At 31.4% G+C, this 19,210-nt stretch carries 19 protein-coding genes; 9 read left to right on the forward strand and 10 right to left on the reverse strand.

The window, feature by feature from the left end; all coding sequences use genetic code 11:
- Positions 1-24: 24 nt before the first annotated feature.
- On the reverse strand, positions 25-993 hold the full coding sequence (locus tag Q0945_RS03545) for a succinylglutamate desuccinylase/aspartoacylase family protein (RefSeq protein WP_299430839.1): 969 nt from the start codon (positions 991-993) through the stop codon (positions 25-27).
- Entirely contained in the window at positions 974-1,861 is an 888-nt protein-coding gene (locus Q0945_RS03550; protein WP_299430841.1) for a RimK family alpha-L-glutamate ligase, read from the reverse strand. Before Q0945_RS03550 ends, Q0945_RS03545 begins: the two co-directional genes overlap by 20 nt.
- Before the next feature lie 253 nt (positions 1,862-2,114).
- Here Q0945_RS03550 and Q0945_RS03555 point away from each other — a divergent pair, with 253 nt between their 5' ends.
- From Q0945_RS03555 to Q0945_RS03590, 8 genes are all read left to right on the forward strand, one after another.
- The gene (locus tag Q0945_RS03555; protein ID WP_299430843.1) at positions 2,115-2,792 is read left to right on the forward strand and encodes a succinate dehydrogenase cytochrome b subunit; all 678 of its coding nucleotides are present in this window, start codon (positions 2,115-2,117) and stop codon (positions 2,790-2,792) included.
- Positions 2,793-2,804: 12 nt separating this feature from the next.
- Positions 2,805-4,820 carry a fumarate reductase/succinate dehydrogenase flavoprotein subunit gene (locus tag Q0945_RS03560; protein ID WP_299430845.1) on the forward strand — a complete coding sequence of 672 codons (2,016 nt, stop codon included), beginning with the start codon at positions 2,805-2,807 and terminating at the stop codon, positions 4,818-4,820.
- 9 nt (positions 4,821-4,829) lie between these two features.
- Positions 4,830-5,576: a succinate dehydrogenase/fumarate reductase iron-sulfur subunit gene (locus Q0945_RS03565; RefSeq protein WP_299430847.1), complete on the forward strand. Its 747-nt coding sequence runs from the start codon at positions 4,830-4,832 to the stop codon at positions 5,574-5,576.
- 113 nt (positions 5,577-5,689) lie between these two features.
- Entirely contained in the window at positions 5,690-6,577 is an 888-nt protein-coding gene (locus Q0945_RS03570; protein ID WP_299430849.1) for a MerR family transcriptional regulator, read from the forward strand.
- Positions 6,578-6,626: 49 nt separating this feature from the next.
- Positions 6,627-8,090 (forward strand): phytoene desaturase family protein, encoded by a 1,464-nt coding sequence (gene crtI, locus Q0945_RS03575; protein WP_299430851.1) that lies wholly within the window; start codon positions 6,627-6,629, stop codon positions 8,088-8,090.
- 2 nt (positions 8,091-8,092) lie between these two features.
- Positions 8,093-8,932 (forward strand): phytoene/squalene synthase family protein, encoded by an 840-nt coding sequence (locus tag Q0945_RS03580; RefSeq protein ID WP_299430853.1) that lies wholly within the window; start codon positions 8,093-8,095, stop codon positions 8,930-8,932.
- Position 8,933: 1 nt separating this feature from the next.
- Positions 8,934-9,392, forward strand: a complete 459-nt coding sequence (locus Q0945_RS03585) for a sterol desaturase family protein (protein ID WP_299430856.1) — start codon at positions 8,934-8,936, stop codon at positions 9,390-9,392.
- Positions 9,392-10,147, forward strand: a complete 756-nt coding sequence (locus Q0945_RS03590) for a lycopene cyclase domain-containing protein (protein WP_299430858.1) — start codon at positions 9,392-9,394, stop codon at positions 10,145-10,147. The genes Q0945_RS03585 and Q0945_RS03590 overlap by 1 nt, the downstream gene beginning before the upstream one ends.
- Before the next feature lie 344 nt (positions 10,148-10,491).
- Here the strand turns inward: Q0945_RS03590 and Q0945_RS03595 are convergent, their stop codons facing one another.
- Complete coding sequence (locus Q0945_RS03595; RefSeq protein WP_299430860.1) at positions 10,492-11,184, reverse strand: helix-turn-helix transcriptional regulator; 693 nt, start codon at positions 11,182-11,184, stop codon at positions 10,492-10,494.
- Between the two features lie 168 nt (positions 11,185-11,352).
- Between Q0945_RS03595 and Q0945_RS03600 the strand changes: the two genes are divergently transcribed.
- Positions 11,353-11,658 carry a hypothetical protein gene (locus Q0945_RS03600; protein WP_299430862.1) on the forward strand — a complete coding sequence of 102 codons (306 nt, stop codon included), beginning with the start codon at positions 11,353-11,355 and terminating at the stop codon, positions 11,656-11,658.
- 348 nt (positions 11,659-12,006) lie between these two features.
- Here Q0945_RS03600 and Q0945_RS03605 read toward each other — a convergent pair whose 3' ends face one another.
- The 7 genes from Q0945_RS03605 to Q0945_RS03635 form a co-directional block, all read right to left on the reverse strand.
- Positions 12,007-12,660: a CoA transferase subunit B gene (locus Q0945_RS03605; RefSeq protein ID WP_299430864.1), complete on the reverse strand. Its 654-nt coding sequence runs from the start codon at positions 12,658-12,660 to the stop codon at positions 12,007-12,009.
- 41 nt (positions 12,661-12,701) lie between these two features.
- Positions 12,702-13,043: a hypothetical protein gene (locus Q0945_RS03610; RefSeq protein ID WP_299430865.1), complete on the reverse strand. Its 342-nt coding sequence runs from the start codon at positions 13,041-13,043 to the stop codon at positions 12,702-12,704.
- A gap of 3 nt (positions 13,044-13,046) precedes the next feature.
- A complete protein-coding gene (locus tag Q0945_RS03615; RefSeq protein ID WP_299430867.1) occupies positions 13,047-13,748 on the reverse strand; it encodes a CoA transferase subunit A in 702 nt (233 codons plus the stop codon).
- Positions 13,749-13,883: 135 nt separating this feature from the next.
- Positions 13,884-16,235, reverse strand: coding sequence for a transglycosylase domain-containing protein (locus tag Q0945_RS03620; protein WP_299430869.1), 2,352 nt, complete (start codon positions 16,233-16,235; stop codon positions 13,884-13,886).
- Positions 16,236-16,239: 4 nt separating this feature from the next.
- Positions 16,240-16,728: a gliding motility lipoprotein GldH gene (locus Q0945_RS03625; RefSeq protein WP_299430871.1), complete on the reverse strand. Its 489-nt coding sequence runs from the start codon at positions 16,726-16,728 to the stop codon at positions 16,240-16,242.
- Positions 16,721-17,890, reverse strand: coding sequence for a regulatory iron-sulfur-containing complex subunit RicT (gene ricT, locus Q0945_RS03630; RefSeq protein ID WP_299430873.1), 1,170 nt, complete (start codon positions 17,888-17,890; stop codon positions 16,721-16,723). Before ricT ends, Q0945_RS03625 begins: the two co-directional genes overlap by 8 nt.
- A gap of 75 nt (positions 17,891-17,965) precedes the next feature.
- A complete protein-coding gene (locus Q0945_RS03635; protein WP_299430875.1) occupies positions 17,966-18,997 on the reverse strand; it encodes a rhodanese-related sulfurtransferase in 1,032 nt (343 codons plus the stop codon).
- Positions 18,998-19,210: the final 213 nt, after the last annotated feature.

Genomic DNA, 19,210 nt, shown 5'->3' on the forward strand with positions numbered 1-19,210 from the left:
AAAAATAGTACCTATTTTTAGTTTTTATTCCTTTTTCCCAACATGAAATAAAGCGTCTCCTTGGTTAACTACGGCTTGGTTATTTATAGCGCAAATAAAACCATCATAAGGGGCTTTAATTGTTTTAATTTTAAGAGTAAAAGTATCTGTTATAATACCTAAAATAGCATTCTTTTTAATGGCTGTTCCGTTTATTACTTCTGAAATAAACATACCTGCAGTTGGGGCTCTTAACCATTTTCTATCTGTAAGTATAATTGAACCCTTTTTTTCTAAGCTTAAAGATTCTTGTTTGTCTATCATACTATAATGTTCTAAAACATTTAATATGCCTTTTATTCCTTCGGATATACAATGTGTATCAAAACGCATACTTTCCCCAGCCTCAAAAACTACAGTAGGCTTTCCCATTTTATAAGAAACACTTCTAAAAGAACCTTTTATTAGTTTAGAAGAAAAAGTAAACGGCGCATTAAAAGCAGTAGCCAAGTCTTTACTTAGTGTATCCCCTACAGTATATCGTATTTGTGGATAATTACTACGTTGCGCTCCACCAGTATGCAAATCTATACCAAAATCTATTTGCGGTAATATTTCAGAAACATAATGGTACGCCATTCTCCCTGCTAAAGAACCAGTTTTAGAACCAGGAAAACTTCTGTTTACATCTTTACCGTCTGGAACATCTCTGGAATAATGTATAAAACCAAAAATATTTAATATTGGCACTGCAATTACAGCTCCTTTTTTAACGGCAAACTTTTTTTTATGCAACATACGTCGTACAATCTCCACGCCATTAATTTCGTCTCCATGTAAGCCTGCTTGTACTAACAGTGTTGGACCTGGTTCTTTTGCATTAAAAACATACACAGGAATATCTATTAAAGTACCTGTAGGTAACCTACCAATACTAATGCTTAGCAACTTATACTGCCCAGGAGAAACAGTTTCCCCACCTATTACAATATTTTCACTTTTTAAGTCCTCCATTTTTTTCAACATACAATACAATTTCTCTTGCAATATTAAGTCCTGTAGCAGCTTCTATTCCTTGTAACCCAGGCGATGCATTTACCTCAATTAACAACGGCCCATTTTTAGAACGTAGTAAATCTACCCCAGCAATATCTAAACCCACATGTTTTGTAGCATTAATAGCCATAAACTTTTCAGTTTTTGTAGGTTCTATTATTTCTGTAGCTCCTCCACGGTGCACGTTAGATCTAAAATCTCCTGGAGCACTTGTTCTTTTCATGCTTGCAACAACCCGTTTACCAATAACAAATAACCTAATATCTTCTCCTTTAGATTCTTCTATGTATTTTTGAATAAGAATACTGGTATTCATTTTATAAAAAGTATCTATAATAGATTTAGCCGATTTTTTAGTTTCTGCTAAAATTACTCCTAAACCTTGTGTCCCTTCTTGAAGTTTAATTATTATTGGCATTCCACCTAAAATATCTATCTGTTCTTCAATATTATCTGGGCTAATAGAAAAAAGAGTATCTGGAATGGCAATTCCCTTTCTAGCCATAATTTGTAGGGTTTGTACTTTATTTCTTGCAGTAGTAATACTTTGCGCTTCTGCCACACTATACACCCCATTCATTTGAAACTGCTTTACTATAGCAGCACCATGTTTAGTTACGGTTGTTCCTATTCTTGGTATTATGGCCTGAAAAACATTGGTTATATTTTGCCCTTGATAAAAAATTTGAGGTCTGCCTTTCCCTAACTTAACAGCACATTTTGTATGGTCAATTTGTTCTATATAATGCCCTAATTTTTGAGCTTCTTCTACTATTCTTCTTGTAGAATACACATTTACACTTACAGATAATAGTCCAATATCCATCCTAATTATTTTAAACTCTTCATAGTTTATTAGGTAAAAAAACAAAATTAAATTGAAAAAAATTCAGTTTTTAGGCTTGAAAATTATATGCTATACGAAATCGTTTTCTTCATAATTAACTATGAAACTTATATTTATGTATTTACAGGCTTACAAGCTTCTTATTTTTACTAAGTATAAATACGGAGGCTAATAAAACAAAGTTTGTTAATCAACCGTTTGTACGTTAAATTTGTCTAAAATTAATTAACCAATGAGTAAATTTTTCACATCTTCAATAGGTAGAAAATATGCAATGGCACTTTCTGCTTTATTTTTAATGTTTTTTCTTTTACAACATTTTGCAATAAACATACTTTCCGTTTTTAGCCCTAATGCTTTTAATGAAGCTTCTCATTTTATGGGAACTTTTTGGGTTATACAGTATGTAATGCAACCAATTTTAATTTTTGGAGTAATGTACCATTTTATAATGGGCTTTATTCTAGAGATTAAGAATAGAAACGCAAGAGTTGTAAAGTATGCAAAAAATAATGGTTCGGCTAATTCTAGCTGGATGAGTAGAAATATGATTTATAGCGGATTAGCTATTTTAGGTTTCTTAGTTCTTCACTTTATTGATTTTTGGATACCAGAAATTAATACAAAATATATTCAAGGCGATATGTCTGGATTACTAGTAGATGGTGAAGGGTACCGTTATTACGAAGAATTAACACACAAGTTTGTTAATCCACTAAGAGTTGGTGCTTATGTTTTAGCATTTGTGTTTTTATCCTTACACTTAATGCACGGGTTTAGCTCTGCGTTCCAATCTTCTGGAGTTAGTTCCATGAGAAAAGAAAAACTTCAAGCATTTGGAAAAGCTTATGCCATTATAATTCCTTTAGGTTTTATATTAATTGCTCTTTTTCATCATTTTAATCATTAATAATACAATTCTATGTCTGTATTAGATTCTAAAGTACCAAAAGGACCACTTAAAAATAAGTGGACTGATTATAAAAACCATATTGATTTAGTTAACCCTGCAAACAAACGTAACATAGATGTTATTGTTGTTGGTACTGGATTAGCTGGAGGTTCTGCTTGTGCAACATTAGCAGAATTAGGATATAATGTAAAAGCATTTGCTTATCAAGATTCTCCAAGAAGAGCACACTCTATTGCTGCTCAAGGTGGTATTAATGCTGCTAAAAACTATCAAGGAGATGGAGATTCTACCTATAGATTATTTTATGATACTGTAAAGGGTGGTGATTACCGTTCCCGTGAAGCAAACGTATACCGTTTAGCAGAAGTATCTGCTAATATTATTGACCAATGTGTTGCTCAAGGAGTTCCATTTGCTCGTGATTATGGTGGGTTATTAGATAACCGTTCTTTTGGTGGTGTATTGGTTTCTAGAACTTTTTATGCTAAAGGACAAACAGGACAACAATTATTATTAGGAGCATACTCTGCAATGAACAGACAAATTGCTCGTGGTAAGATTGAAATGCACAACCGTCATGAAATGCTTGATGTTGTTAAAGTTGATGGGAAAGCAAGAGGGATTATTGCACGTAACCTTATTACTGGAGAAATAGAACGCCATTCTGCTCATGCTGTAGTTATTGCTTCTGGTGGTTACGGAAATGTTTTTTTCTTATCTACCAATGCAATGGGATCTAACGTATCTGCTGGTTGGAAAATACATAAAAAAGGAGCTTTCTTTGCCAATCCTTGTTATACACAAATTCACCCAACATGTATTCCTCGTTCTGGAGATTATCAGTCTAAATTAACATTGATGTCTGAGTCCTTACGTAATGATGGTCGTATTTGGGTTCCTAAAAATATGGAAGATGTTATGGCAATTCGTGAAGGTCGCAAGAAACCTACTGATTTGTCTGAAGACGAAAGAGATTACTACTTAGAACGTAGATACCCAGCATTTGGAAACCTAGTACCACGTGATGTTGCCTCTAGAGCAGCAAAAGAACGTTGTGATGCTGGTTACGGTGTAAATGCTACTGGAGAAGCGGTGTATTTAGATTTTGCATCGGCAATTACACGTTATGGTACGGAACAAGCAAAAATTCAGAATATAAAAAATGCTTCTGAAGCTAAAATATACGAATTAGGACAAGCAATTGTTGAGGCAAAATACGGAAACCTATTTCAAATGTATGAGAAAATCGTAGATGAGAATCCGTACAAAACACCTATGATGATTTACCCAGCGGTACACTATACAATGGGTGGTGTTTGGGTAGATTATAATTTAATGACTACTGTTCCTGGGTTGTACTGTATTGGAGAAGCTAATTTTTCTGATCATGGAGCTAACAGACTTGGAGCTTCTGCATTAATGCAAGGTTTAGCAGATGGTTATTTTGTGTTGCCTTATACTATTGGAGATTATTTATCTGATGACATTAGAACAGGAAAAATTTCAACTGATTCTCCAGAATTTATAGAAGCAGAAAAAGAAGCAAAAGAACGTTTAGAGTTCTTTGTAACAAACAAAGGAGAACATTCTGTTGATTATTACCATAAAAAACTAGGTAAGATTATGTGGGATAAATGTGGAATGTCTCGTAATGAAAAAGGACTTAAAGAAGCAATGGCAGAAATTAAAGCTTTACGTGAAGATTTCTGGAAAAATGTTTCTGTTCCTGGAGGCATGAACGAAATGAACCCTGAATTAGAAAAAGCAGGAAGGGTGGCAGATTTTATAGAACTTGGCGAGTTATTTGCTAAGGATGCCTTAACACGTGAAGAATCTTGCGGTGGACATTTTAGAGAAGAATCTGTAGAATTAGATGGGGAACAAAAAGGAGAAGCAAAACGTAATGATAAAGATTTTGCATTTGTTTCTGCCTGGGAATATAAAGGAGAGCCTGCAGATGCAGTTCTACATAAAGAAGAGTTAGAATTTAACGATATTGAACTTAAACAACGTTCATACAAATAAGAAAAGACTATGAATTTAACGCTTAAAATTTGGAGACAAAAAGACTCGAAAACTAAGGGTCAAATGGTAGACTATAAAGTTACCGATATCTCAGAACATATGTCTTTCTTAGAAATGATGGATGTTCTTAATGAACAATTAATTAATGCTGGCGAAGAGCCAGTTGCTTTTGATCATGATTGTAGAGAAGGTATTTGTGGTATGTGTTCTATGTACATAAATGGTGAGGCACATGGTCCTGATCGCGGAGTTACTACTTGCCAACTACACATGCGTATGTTTAAAGATGGTGACACTATTACAATAGAGCCATTTAGAGCAAAAGCATTTCCTGTAATAAAGGATTTAGTTGTAGATCGTAGTTCTTTTGATCGTATACAACATGCTGGTGGTTATATCTCAGTAAATACCTCTGGTAATACACAAGATGCAAACGCAACCCCTATATCTAAGCATGATGCAGATGAAGCAATGGATGCTGCAACCTGTATTGGCTGTGGCGCATGTGTTGCAACGTGTAAGAACTCTTCTGCTATGCTTTTTGTTGGTGCAAAAGTATCTCAATACGCATTATTACCACAAGGACAAGTAGAAGCTACTGATCGTGTTAAAAACATGGTTGCGCAAATGGATTTAGAAGGTTTTGGTAACTGTAGTAATACAGGTGCTTGTGAGATTGAATGTCCTAAAGGAATATCTCTAGAAAACATTGCTAGAATGAATAGAGAATTATTAAAAGCTACATTTAAAAGCTAAACAATAAATAACTTACCTATAAAAAACCTTAAGCTTAATTGCTTAAGGTTTTTTTGTTTTTAACAAAGTGTAATTTTTTTTATTAAGTTTGTCTAACTTAAATTCATTTTTAATTGAACAATATAAAAACAAGATTTAGTATTAAAGACCTCGAAAATATTTCGGGTATAAAAGCGCATACAATACGTATTTGGGAAAAAAGATACAATCTATTTAGTCCAGAAAGAACCTCTGGTAATTCTAGATATTATGATCAAGATAGCCTACAAAAGCTATTAAACGTAGTTTTATTAAATAATAACAACTACAAAATATCTAAAATAGCTGCTATGTCTGATAACGAAATCATTCTTAATTCTAGAGAATTAGCTTTAAAAACAGATATTACTGATGATGCCATAAACTCATTAAAGATCGCAATGTATAATTTTGATCAGAATCTTTTTAATCAAGTATATGCTAAACTTTTGGTTCAAAAATCTTTTCCTGAAATATTTAAAGAAACCTTTATTCCCCTTTTAAACTTTATAGGCCTTCTATGGCAAACAAAGACTTTAACTCCTGCTCATGAACATTTCATATCTAACTTAATAACTCAAAAAATACAGATTAATACAGAGCGTATTCCATTTAAACAAAATAATGATACAAGAGTTTATGTACTTTATCTTCCTGAAAATGAAATACATGAACTTGGATTACTTTACTTAAATTATGAACTAACTTTAAGAGGTAATAAGACAATATACCTTGGACAAAGTGTGCCAATTAATAACCTTATAGATGTACAAAACGTATTTAATGATATATGCTTTATATCCTATTTTACCGTTGAGCCTCAAGAAAGCAAACTAATGCCGTATTTTAAAGAAATTAACACTATAATTAAAAATACTAATAACACATTTTGGGCAGTAGGACATAGAACCCAAAACTTAGAAATTACGTATCCTAACATTAAAACATTTAGCTCTACAGTAAGTCTATTAGAAAGTTTATAAAAGTTACACTTTAATATTGTTTAACTTTTTAGTATTTTTGTTAAACAATATGAGAAAAACAATATATATAATTGGTTCAGGATTTTCTTCTTTATCTGCTTCTTGCTATTTAGCAAAGGCTGGCTACAAAGTAATTGTACTTGAAAAAAACAGTACACTAGGCGGCAGAGCAAGACAATTAAAAAAAGAAGGTTTTACTTTTGATATTGGCCCTACATGGTATTGGATGCCAGATGTATTTGAAAAATTCTTCTCAGATTTTAATAAAGCTCCATCAGACTATTACCGTCTCAACAAATTAAACCCTGCATATCAGGTATATTTTGGAAAAGAAGATTCAAAATTAGTTTCTGGTAATATAGAAGAAATACATTCTATGTTTGAAGCAGAAGAAAAAGGTAGTTCTATGCACCTAAGAGAATTCTTAACCTCTGCAAGAAACAATTATAATACAGCAATTAAAGATTTAGTTTACAAACCAGGAGAATCTATCTCAGAACTTATTACACCAGTTACTATAAAAAGGGCTGGTCAGTTTTTTTCTACCATTCGAAAAACTATCCGAAAAAAAATTAAAAATGAAAAACTAATTAAAATTTTAGAATTTCCTGTTTTATTTCTTGGAGCAAAACCTAGTAATACACCGTCCTTTTATAATTTTATGAATTATGCAGATTTTGGACTTGGAACCTGGCATCCTAGTGGTGGAATGTTTACTGTTGTTAATGGCATAGTAACCTTAGCACAATCTCTAGGTGTAGAATTTGTTACAGAAGCAAATGTTGAGCAGATAAAAGTAAGCACAAACAACAAAGTAGAAGGACTTATTGTAAACGGAGAATTTAAAAAATCTGATAGTATACTAAGTGGTGCAGATTACCATCATACAGAAACTTTATTACCTAAAGAAAATAGACAGTATTCAGAAAAATATTGGTGCAACAAAACTTTTGCTCCTTCTGCCCTATTATTTTATGTTGGCTTAAGTAAACCTGTAAATAATGTATCGCACCATACATTATTTTTTGATTGTGATTTTGAAGTACATGCAGAATCTATTTACGATACTCCAAAATGGCCAGAAGACCCTTTATTCTATGTAAGTTTTCCTAGCAAAACAGATGCTTCCGTAGCTCCAGAAGGAAAAGAAGCTGCAACTTTTTTAATTCCGCTTGCGCCAGGTATAAAAGACACTAATGAAATTAGAGAAGCATATTTTAAAAAAATAATAACGAGATTAGAAAAAGTAACTGAGCAAGCCATTAAAGAAAATATTATATTTATAGAGTCCTTTTGTGTAAATGATTTTAAAAAGGAATACAACTCTTACCAAGGAAATGCCTACGGACTTGCAAATACTCTTATGCAAACTGCATTTTTAAGGCCAAAAATAAGAAGTAAAAAAGTAAAGAATTTATTCTTTACAGGCCAGCTTACAGTTCCGGGGCCTGGTGTACCACCTGCATTAATATCAGGAAAAATAGCAGCAGATTTAATATTAAAAAACAACTAATTATGAAACAACTATATACAGAGCTCTCTTTTTCTTGTAGCAAATTAGTTACTAAAAAATACAGCACCTCATTTTCTTCGGCTGTTAGAATGTTATCTCCCAAAATTAGAAGTGCTATCTATAGTGTCTATGGTTTTGTTCGTTTTGCAGATGAAATTGTAGATAGTTTTCATGAACACAATCAACAAGATTTACTTAAAGATTTTGAAGACAATTATTATGAAGCACATAAAAACAATATAAGTCTAAATCCTATTTTACATTCTTTCCAAAAAACTGTAAAAAAATACAATATAGAAGATGATTTAATACAAGCCTTTTTAAAAAGTATGCGTGCAGATTTGCATAAAACAACCTATTATAACAAAAAAGATTATGAAGAGTACATATATGGCTCTGCCGATGTAGTAGGCCTCATGTGCTTAAAAATTTTTACAAATGGGGATATAGATAAGTACAATGCTTTAAAAGCACCTGCTATGCGTTTAGGTTCTGCTTTTCAAAAGGTTAATTTTCTAAGAGATATTAAAGAAGATTATGAAGTACTTAACCGCTCTTATTTTCCAAATGTTAATCTAAAACAATTAAGTCCAGAAGATAAATTAAATATTATAGAGGAAATAAAAGAAGATTTTAAAGAAGCCTATAAAGGAGTTGTAAAATTACCTTTAGAATCTAGGTTTGGGGTATATACGGCATACAGATATTACTTAAAACTTTTACGAAAGTTAGAAAGAACACCTTCTAGCCAAATTATGGATACTAGAATACGTATATCCGATTTAATGAAATTTAATTTACTAGCTAAATCCTTTATTAGATATAAACTTAATATCTTGTAATATGCTTATAATACTATATCTCGTAATTATTATCCTTACTTTTTTAAGTATGGAAGCTATAACTTGGTGTACACATAAGTATATAATGCATGGGTTTTTATGGTACTTACACAAAGACCACCACCAACCAAAATACCAAGGCGTTTTTGAAAAAAACGATTGGTTCTTTGTAATATTCGCTATACCAAGTATTTTATTGTTTTGGTATGGAGTTATACCAAATATTAATTACTTATTTTTTATAGGGTTTGGAATTTTATGCTACGGATTAACTTATTTTTTAATTCATGATGTTCTAATACATCAACGCTTTAAATGGTTTAAAAAAACCAAAAATAAATACTTAATTGGTCTTAGAAAAGCACATAAAATTCATCATAAACATTTAAATAAAGAAGACGGAGAATGTTTTGGAATGCTTTACGTGCCTTATAAATATTTTAAAAACCAATTGGTATAATGTATTTATATTTAATACTAAATCTTGCATCCATTTCCATTCCATTTGCCTATTCTTTTCATAGGAAAATGAATTTTATAAAATATTGGAAAACTATTTTTAGTTCTATATTAATAGTTGGATTAGCTTTTATTTTATGGGATGCTATTTTTACATTAGATGGTGTTTGGGGTTTTAATACTAAATATCATTTACCCTATAAATTACTAGGGCTTCCAATTGAAGAATGGCTTTTTTTTATTTGTATACCTTATGCTTCTGTTTTTATACATTATGCTTTAGATTACTATTACCCCAAAGCAGAGTTATCAAAAAAATTAACCTATACAATTACTTTATTAATAATTACCATACTAGCCATTACTATAATATTCCATTCAGATAAAGCATATACATTAGTAAATTTTAGCCTAGCAATTATTATTTTTTGTATTGGGTTAATTAAAATAAAATATTTACAAAAGTTTTATCTTTCATTTCTCATTATTTTAATCCCTTTTTTTATAGTAAATGGCATTTTAACAGGTAGTTTTATTGATGAACCTATTGTATGGTATAATGATAATGAAAATTTAAGAATACGCATTGTTACAATACCTGTGGAAGATATTGTTTATGCTTTTAATCTATTATTTCTAAATATACTTTTTATAGAAAAGCTAAAATATAAACGAAAAAAAATTAGTTTCTCATCTAATAAAAATATTACAACTCATTTTGTATGGGCTTTAGCTTTAATAAACTTTTTAGTTTAGTACATACATTTGTTTTCCGCTTAGTAAGTATACATCTCCGTCATAAACCGAAGGTCTTTGTACCCCTTTATTTACTTTATAATCCCATAATTTTTCGCCAGATTTAATATTTCTTTTCTTTTTTTTTAATTATTACTGGACAGAAAACCCATTTTTACAATACTTTTTTATACTAGTATTCATTGTATATTTTAACAATGGTATATTTTTAGGGAAGCCTACACCATTTTATAGATAAAATTATTGGCAACCAATTATATATTGAAAATAATATAATTCCTATTGGTCGGAATTTCAGAAAAGACTTTATTGCTATTTTAAAAATAAAATAGAGACTAAAACATTTAATTTACTTGTTTTTTTATGACTCTAAAAAGTAACTTAACGTCCTTTAAATTAAGAGTGAAATCGGGAAATTCAGGAGAGATATTTAGACTATGACAAGTTATTGTATTTTCTTTTTTATTATAGTTCGTAATTTGTTTACACATTATACTATTACCTAACACAATAACCCAATAATCAGCTGTGCTAAAAGACTTTCCAAATTCTTTTAAAGAAACTCCTTTCCCTAATACAATTGTTTTATTTGGCAAACCATTATAATCTCCACTAAACATAGAATTATTTGTAATTTCAAAGGCGGCATAATTAGAAACGGATACATTTTCTAGAATAAAACCAATCAAAGGCATTTGTTTTAAAAATAATATATCCTCTAATTTCTCTAAATATTTTATCTGTTTTTCTGCTATAATAAGTGGGGCTTGTACCAAATATTTTCCTGGACCTAATTTTATTATCTTATGTGCTTGTTCTTTAGACTTTTTTTGGATTGGTTTTTTATATTCAATATTAATTTCATTTACTTCTGTAGCATATAGTTCGCTTATACTTACATTAAAGAAATCTGCAATTTTATCTAGATTCTTCCGAGGAATATTAGCTTCTCTTTTTTCATAAAGTTGAATTGTTCGCAAACTAACTCCAATAGCTTCGGCCAAATCTGTCTGACTTATATTTTTTTTTCGACGCAATAGCTTTAGTATAAACATAAAATTGTATCATTGCGTAATAATCTTACATGTTTTGTTTAAATGCGTAAGATTATTACATCTGTTTGTAATTGAATTACAAACAAATATACTAAAATGCAACATTGTTACATATTTTAAATAAAATACTATTCTAAACTTTATATCATTATGCTATCAGAAGAAAATTATGGAAAACCAATTAATGAAAAACTATCTATTGTCTTAAGAAGAAACACTACAAAAAATGATTTTGCTGATATTTCTGCAAAAACTAATATTAGTTTTTCTACAATAAGAGATGTTGTTTATAGGACTAATAGTTTAACAAAATCTAACTCCAAGGCCATTTTATTTTTAATTAGTAGAGCTTTTGATAATTCTTTAGGCAAACAATTGCAGGCTGAGGGAGATAAATTATTCTTAAACAAGATAGTAAACACTAACCAATCTTTATTTATTGAGAATTCTAAGTAAGCTCTCCCGAGTATTACACACACTAGTAGAAATAAAAAAGGACCAAACTTTTAAAAGTTTGATCCTTTTTTATTTTGTTATGTTATTTTATAACATAAACAACTTTCTCATTAAGTGAACAACACCGCTAAAAAAATCATTTCTATAAACTTGAATTTCTTTTGGTGCTGGCATGTTGTTAATTTGGGCGTCCATTATTTACTTTTTTAAATTTGGGTTGTGGTTGTTTTTATACAAATGTACTTCCTAACGTAAGTATTTAAGTAATTATTGTTGTGAAACACACTTTATTTGTTGTGAAAAAAATGAAGCTCCAATTTATTAGATAAACTGCACACTTTTATAAGTTTACAATACCATTTCTGGTATTTCTCCATTAATTATTAAATTTCCTTCTGTAGCTTTTTTAATTTCATCAACAGATACTCCTGGTGCTCTTTCTAGTAGTTTAAAACCATCTTTAACTACTTCTAAAACAGCAAGATTTGTAACTATTTTTTTTACACAAGCAACACCGGTTAATGGTAAACTACATTTTTTTAATAATTTAGATGCTCCTGCTCTATTAGTATGCATCATGGCAACTATAATATTTTCTGCAGATGCTACTAAGTCCATTGCACCACCCATTCCTTTTACCATTTTACCAGGGATTTTCCAATTGGCAATATCTCCTCCTTCAGAGACTTCCATAGCTCCTAAAATAGTAAGGTCTACGTGTTTTCCTCTAATCATCCCAAAACTCGTAGCAGAGTCAAAAAAAGATGCCCCAGGCATAGTTGTAATGGTTTGTTTACCTGCGTTAATAATATCTGCATCTTCTTCTCCTTCAAAAGGGAAAGGTCCCATTCCTAAAACACCATTCTCACTCTGGAATTCTACATCTATATCTTCTTGCACAAAATTAGCAACCAAAGTTGGTATTCCTATTCCAAGGTTTACATAATAGCCATCTTGAACTTCTTTTGCTATTCTTTTTGCTATTCCATTTTTATCTAACATCTTTTTTAATTTGGAAATGTGTTGACTTGAAAATTTATTAATTACTTTCTTCTTAAAGCATACGAGTTAAACTTATGAGCTTGCTCACTTTCATATTTCCATACGAATATTGGAATAGAAAAAGTTATTACGGCAATAAGCCACAAATAATAAATTAATAAAGCGGTTACAATAATTCCTGTAATAGTTCCTACTAAAATGATTCTATTATCTGGAATTGCGGTAATTCTGTTAATATGTCTTTTATCAACCTTACCACAAGTATCACAATTTACGCGAACCTCATCTGCATTAACTCTTCTTTGTAAATCTGGTCTTGTTTCCTCCTTTAAAGTCAGGAAATTTTGCCTTTTGCAAGCCTTACAAGTATACGTTAATCGCATAAATTATTCTTTACTGCGAACCGTTCTTTGTTCTATTCTTTTTTCATAATTACTTCCTTGAAAAATTCTTTTAACAAAAATCCCAGGGACATGAATTTCATTAGGATCCAACGCACCCGCAGGAACTAGTTCTTCCACCTCAGCAACAGTAATTTTTGCTGCACCACACATTGCTGGGTTAAAATTACGAGCAGTACCTTTAAAAATAAGGTTTCCAGCTTCGTCTCCTCTCCATGCTTTTACAAAGGAAAAATCTGCCTTATATGCTTCTTCTAACACATACATTTTGCCATTAAACTCTCTTGTTTCTTTTCCTTCGGCTACTTCTGTACCATAACCAGCTGGGGTGTAAAATGCAGGAAAACCAGATTGCGCTGCTCTACATTTTTCGGCCAAAGTACCTTGTGGTGTAAGTTCTACCTCTAGCTCTCCACTTAACATTTGCCTTTCAAATTCATCATTCTCCCCTACATAAGAAGATATCATTTTTTTTATTTGATGTTTTTGTAATAACAACCCTAAACCAAAATCATCTACACCTGCGTTATTAGAAATACAAATAATATCCTTTACTTCTAACTTAACCAATTCAGCAATTGCATTTTCAGGGATTCCACAAAGACCAAAACCTCCTAGCATAAAAGTCATCCCATTCTGTACCCCTTTTAATGCTTCTTGAACATTAGTAACTTTTTTCTTTATCATTATTGATTTCTCATATTTAGATTACATACTCCTTATCATTTTAAATAATTCTTACTAAAAATACAATATTAATATAAAAAAAGCACCTCTATTAAAAAAATAGAGGTGCTTTTCAAAGTAAATAACTTTTTATATTTAGAAATCTAAATCCTCTAAATCATCTTCTGTATCGTTATTTTCCTGAGCTTCTTCCGCAACTTTAGTACAGTCTACATTTATAGATAAATCTTTAGGTTTCGTAAAACCTTTATCTGAGATGCCTAAATCCTTATTCTTATAATTTTCTTTCATATAAAGACCCCAAATTGGCAATGCCATAGTTGCTCCTTGCCCGTAAGTAATAGTTTTAAAGTGTGTAGCTCTTTCTTCGCCACCAACCCAAACGCCAGTAACCAAATTAGGAACTATGCCCATAAACCAACCATCACTATTATTTTGGGTGGTACCCGTTTTACCAGCAATAGGGTTTTTAAATCCATAAGGATAACCAGTAATTACCTCATCATATTCTTTTTTCCATTTATTTACTCCTTGAGTACGTAAGCGCGTTCCTGAACCTCCTTGTGTTACTCCCTCCATTAAATTTAGCATGGCATAAGCAACATCTTTACTAAGAACATCTTTTGTTTCTGGAACATATTCATACAACACTGTACCATTTTTATCTTCTATACGGGTTACCATAACAGGTTTAACATATACCCCTTGGTTAGCAAAAGTTCCATAAGCTCCCACCATTTCATACACGTTCATTTCAGAAACTCCTAATGCAATAGAAGGTACTTCTGCTATTTCTCTAGTTATTCCTAAATTTTTTCCAATTATAGCAACAGACTTTGGCCCTACTTTATCAATTAATTGTGCTGTAACTGTATTAACTGAGTTTGCTAGAGCTTTTTTAAGCGTATAATTTTTTCCAGAATATTTTCCGTTTGAATTTTTTGGACACCAAGGTTCTGGGTTTCCATGTTTTTCTGCTTCTATACAATACTGCGTATCTGGTAATGAATCGCAAGGAGAGTATCGTAATTGGTCTATAGCTGCTGCATATACTAGAGGCTTAAAAGTAGAGCCTGCTTGTCTAGATCCTTGTATAACATTGTCATACTGAAAATGCTTATAATTTATACCTCCTACCCAAGCTTTTACATGTCCTGTTTGTGGTTCCATAGACATCATGGCCGTTCTTAAGAAAGATTTATAATACCTAATAGAATCTAATGGAGTCATTACGGTATCTTTCTCTTTGGTTTCGCTTTTCCAATCAAAAACCGTCATGTCTTTTTTCTTGTTAAAAGAGGCACGTATTACTTTTTCAGATTTTCCTTCTTTTTTCATCTCTCTCCAACGGTCCGAAGTTTTCATTGCGCGCTCCATAATAGCATCTATCTGATTTTTTTCTAAATCTAAAAATGGTGCAGTTTTATTACGTTCTGGTGTATTTTGATGAAAAAATTCGGCTTGTAATTTTGTCATATGCTGTGAGACAGCATTCTCTGCATTAGCTTGCATACGAGAATCTATGGTAGTATAAATTTTAAGTCCGTCTAAATATAAATTATATCTATCTCTTTCTCCTTCTAAGGCTGGTTTTGGATTTTCCTTAATCCAATCATTCATGAAGCCTTGTAAATACATTCTAAAATAAGTAGCCAAGCCTTCTCTATGAGATTCTGGACTATAATTAAGTTTCATTTTTAAGTCCTGTAATGAGTCTTTTTCTTGCTCTGTTATATAATCGTACTTTGCCATTTGGGCTAGAACTACATCTCTTCTATTTTTAGTTCCCACAGGGTTCCTATGTGGCCTGGGGTTATATAAAGAAGAATTTTTAAACATCCCAACTAACATTGCAGATTCTTCTATTTTTAAATTTTTAGGTTCTTTCCCAAAATAAATTTTAGAAGCAGAACGTATACCATCTGCATTATTACCAAAGTCATATATATTAAAATACATGGTCATAATTTCTTCTTTGGTGTAATTACGTTCTAAACGTATTGCAATAACCCATTCTTTTATTTTCTGAGTATATCTTTTCCAGCCTCTGGCTGCTAAACCTGTAAATAATTGCTTTGCTAATTGTTGCGAGATAGTACTTGCTCCTCCTTTTTTACCTAAAAAAGCAAAAGCTCTTAGAGTTCCTCTAGCATCAATACCAGAGTGCTCATAAAAACGAGCATCTTCTGTTGCAACTAATGCATTAACTAAATTTTCAGGAAGATCCTCAAATTTTACTGGCGTTCTATTATCGTCTAAATAGAATTTACCTAATGTTTTATTATCTGATGAAAGTATCTCTGTTGCTAAATTGGTTTGCGGGTTCTCTAAAATCTCAAAGGTTGGCATTTCTCCAAAAACCTCATTAGCTGCCAAAAAGAATAATAGCGCAACAGAGAGTATTCCTGTTATAAATACTATCCAAAACCACTTAATAAATTTAAAAAAACTTGTTGCTTGTTTTTTCTTTACAGCCTTTTTTACCATTAGTTTACTGTTTGTTTTTTTCTATTTGAAAACCAACATCGGTTATGCCTTCTAAATTTACAACACCAGATATAGTGCCATTTTTACGCATACCATGTACTATTTGTAAAGTATATACGCCAGAAGATGGAAAAACGATGTTTTCTCTAAACCATAATTTACTCTCTTTTAAACTTCCTTGTCCTTTTCCTAACCATGTACCATCTGGTAAAGCCATATTATACTCTAAGGTATCTTTTACAACATCGCCATTAGGATAGTTTAACTCTGTTATTAAGAAAAGATTACTATATGGATAGTTTTGATCGTTTCTAACATTAATGAAAATATGGTGCTTTTCTATAGTGTCTAGCTCTGAAAAATTAAAAGTTATAGTATCGTTTTTATGCCAACTAGCATCTTTTAAGCTTTGATATTCAGATTTTATAGTAGTGCCACTACAAGACACCAGAAATAAAAGCAATATAATGGAAAGGGAAAAAGACCTAAGCATTTTTGGGTTTTCTATTTTTATTATTTCTTCTTTTCTTGTTTCTATTTCTATTTTTATTGCTTTTACGTCTTGGTTGATCAAAACGAGTAAGACTATCTTGCCCAACAACATTTTCAAAAACAACTTTTTCTTCTATTATATTATCTGCTGCGTATTCTTCTAGACTAGCAACTTTTTCTTTTTTCTTGTTTTTTTCTAAAACCTCTTTTACTTGGTCTTTAGAAAGTACATGCCAGTTAGATGGTTCATCCTTGTAGGTAAACCATAATAAGCCTTTAAAAATATCTGTTTTTTGACAGTATGCAAGACCTTTTTCTGTATAAAGTTTTGTGTCTTGACTAGGAAACCCTTTTAAAGCATCTAAATATGTGTCTAACTCATAATTAAGACAACACTTAAGCTTACCACATTGACCTGCTAATTTTTGGGGGTTTAAAGATAATTGTTGGTAACGGGCTGCGGAAGTACTTACCGACCTAAAATCTGTTAACCAAGTAGAACAACATAATTCTCTACCACAAGAACCTACACCTCCTAAACGCTGGGCTTCTTGTCTATATCCTATTTGGCGCATTTCTATACGAATACCAAAGGCTTTTGCCATGTCTTTTATAAGCTGACGGAAATCTACACGTTCTTCTGCTGTATAATAAAAAGTAGCTTTAGAACCATCTCCCTGAAATTCTACATCAGAGATTTTCATTTGTAGTTTTAAAACAATGGCAATCTCACGAGCTCGTTTTTTAATTTCTTCTTCACGGTCCCTACATTTTTGCCATATATCAATATCTTTTTGAGATGCTTTACGGTACACTTTACAAACTTCTTCACCAGAAAAAGGAGCTTTCTTTTTTTTCATTTGTACTCTTACCAGTTCTCCTGTTAGAGTTACCATACCAATATCATGGCCAGATTGTGCTTGCGTAGCAACAATATCTCCTATAGAAAGTGTTAAACTCTCTGTGTTTTTAAAAAATTCTTTTCGGCTATTTTTAAAACGTACTTCAACAAAGTCAAAAGGTTTTTCCCCATTTGGGAGTGACATGTTGGAAAGCCAATCAAAAACCGTTAATTTATTACAACCATCTGTTCCGCAAGTACCGTTGTTCTTACATCCTTTTGGTTGTCCATCCTTACCGGTTGAACAACTACTGCAACCCATATTTTATATCTAGATTTGAAAAACAAGAAAATTGCTTTTCAAAAAAGGTTCATATTAATCTTAAACGTAAAGATACTATTTTTTAAATTTTAAAACTGGAGACCTTCCTTTTTTAAAAATTTTATTGCTTACCGTTTTTCCTTTACGCAATTTTTTTTGTTCTTCAAAAGGCAACTCATGTACTGTTTTACAATCATCTGAACAGCAATTATTCATTTTTTCTGCACATTTTGGACACTGAATAAATAATAAGTGGCAAGCTTCATTTGCACAGTTTACATGAGTATCACAAGATTCACCACATTGGTGGCAATTAGCAATTACATCTTCGGAAATACGCTCTCCTCTACGATGATCAAAAACAAAGTTTTTTCCAACAAATTTATTTTCTAAGTCCTTATCCTTTACTTGCCTAGTATATTCTATTATTCCGCCCTCTAGTTGGTACACATTTTTAAAACCCTTGTGTTTATAGTATGCACTAGCTTTTTCGCAACGAATACCTCCCGTGCAATACATTACTAATTTTTTATCTTCTTTATGGTCTTTTAAATCTTCCTCTATAATATCTAAAGAATCTCTAAATGTATCTACATCTGGCGTAATAGCATTTTTAAAATGACCTATTTCACTTTCGTAATGGTTACGCATATCTACCAAAACCGTATCTGGGTCTTCAATAAGTTCATTGAATTTCTCTGCACCAACATGAATTCCTTTGTTTGTAACATCAAAATTTTCATCTTCAAGACCATCTGCTACAATTTTATTACGCACTTTAACTTTTAGCTTTAAGAACGATTTGTTGTTTTGCTCTACAGCTATATTTAAACGCACATTTTCTAAAAAAGAAATACTGTCTAAATGGTTTTTAAATGCTTCAAAATTATCTGCAGGTACAGATAATTGTGCATTTATACCCTCGTTAGCAACATAAATGCGTCCCAGCACATCTAAATCATTCCAAGTAATAAATAAGTGATTTCTAAAAACAGAAGTATTTTCTATGTGTGCATATTTGTAGAAAGAAATGGTAAGACGTTCTTTACCTGCCTCCTCTATAAGAGCGGCTCTTTCTTTTGCACTTAATGTATTGTACAGTTGCATGCTATACTAATTTTTAAGTTAAAAAGATTTATGAGGTTACAAAGCTAAAAATTAAATAGAGGGAAACAAAAAAGAGTCTTGATTTTTCAAGACTCTTTATCAACCATTCCAATTAATCTTTTTCATAGCATTCTTTGAGTAGTGCTAAAAGGAGATGGTCATCATTGCCCACTGCCACTAAAAACAGTAGATTATATATTGAGTTAGTATATA

The sequence above is a fragment of the uncultured Maribacter sp. genome (assembly GCF_947500405.1).
GTDB lineage: Bacteria > Bacteroidota > Bacteroidia > Flavobacteriales > Flavobacteriaceae > Maribacter_B.

Excerpts from the sequence above, each read along its gene's own strand:
- Q0945_RS03550 (WP_299430841.1), bottom strand. The coding sequence starts at position 1,861 with ATGGATATTGGACTATTATCTGTAAGTGTAAATGTGTATTCTACAAGA.
- Q0945_RS03600 (WP_299430862.1), top strand. The coding sequence starts at position 11,353 with ATGCTATCAGAAGAAAATTATGGAAAACCAATTAATGAAAAACTATCT.
- Q0945_RS03620 (WP_299430869.1), bottom strand. The coding sequence starts at position 16,235 with ATGGTAAAAAAGGCTGTAAAGAAAAAACAAGCAACAAGTTTTTTTAAA.
- Q0945_RS03615 (WP_299430867.1), bottom strand. The coding sequence starts at position 13,748 with ATGATAAAGAAAAAAGTTACTAATGTTCAAGAAGCATTAAAAGGGGTA.
- Q0945_RS03610 (WP_299430865.1), bottom strand. The coding sequence starts at position 13,043 with ATGCGATTAACGTATACTTGTAAGGCTTGCAAAAGGCAAAATTTCCTG.
- Q0945_RS03545 (WP_299430839.1), bottom strand. The coding sequence starts at position 993 with ATGGAGGACTTAAAAAGTGAAAATATTGTAATAGGTGGGGAAACTGTT.
- Q0945_RS03585 (WP_299430856.1), top strand. The coding sequence starts at position 8,934 with ATGCTTATAATACTATATCTCGTAATTATTATCCTTACTTTTTTAAGT.
- ricT (WP_299430873.1), bottom strand. The coding sequence starts at position 17,890 with ATGGGTTGCAGTAGTTGTTCAACCGGTAAGGATGGACAACCAAAAGGA.
- Q0945_RS03625 (WP_299430871.1), bottom strand. The coding sequence starts at position 16,728 with ATGCTTAGGTCTTTTTCCCTTTCCATTATATTGCTTTTATTTCTGGTG.
- crtI (WP_299430851.1), top strand. The coding sequence starts at position 6,627 with ATGAGAAAAACAATATATATAATTGGTTCAGGATTTTCTTCTTTATCT.
- Q0945_RS03560 (WP_299430845.1), top strand. The coding sequence starts at position 2,805 with ATGTCTGTATTAGATTCTAAAGTACCAAAAGGACCACTTAAAAATAAG.
- Q0945_RS03590 (WP_299430858.1), top strand. The coding sequence starts at position 9,392 with ATGTATTTATATTTAATACTAAATCTTGCATCCATTTCCATTCCATTT.
- Q0945_RS03565 (WP_299430847.1), top strand. The coding sequence starts at position 4,830 with ATGAATTTAACGCTTAAAATTTGGAGACAAAAAGACTCGAAAACTAAG.
- Q0945_RS03605 (WP_299430864.1), bottom strand. The coding sequence starts at position 12,660 with ATGTTAGATAAAAATGGAATAGCAAAAAGAATAGCAAAAGAAGTTCAA.
- Q0945_RS03635 (WP_299430875.1), bottom strand. The coding sequence starts at position 18,997 with ATGCAACTGTACAATACATTAAGTGCAAAAGAAAGAGCCGCTCTTATA.
- Q0945_RS03580 (WP_299430853.1), top strand. The coding sequence starts at position 8,093 with ATGAAACAACTATATACAGAGCTCTCTTTTTCTTGTAGCAAATTAGTT.
- Q0945_RS03555 (WP_299430843.1), top strand. The coding sequence starts at position 2,115 with ATGAGTAAATTTTTCACATCTTCAATAGGTAGAAAATATGCAATGGCA.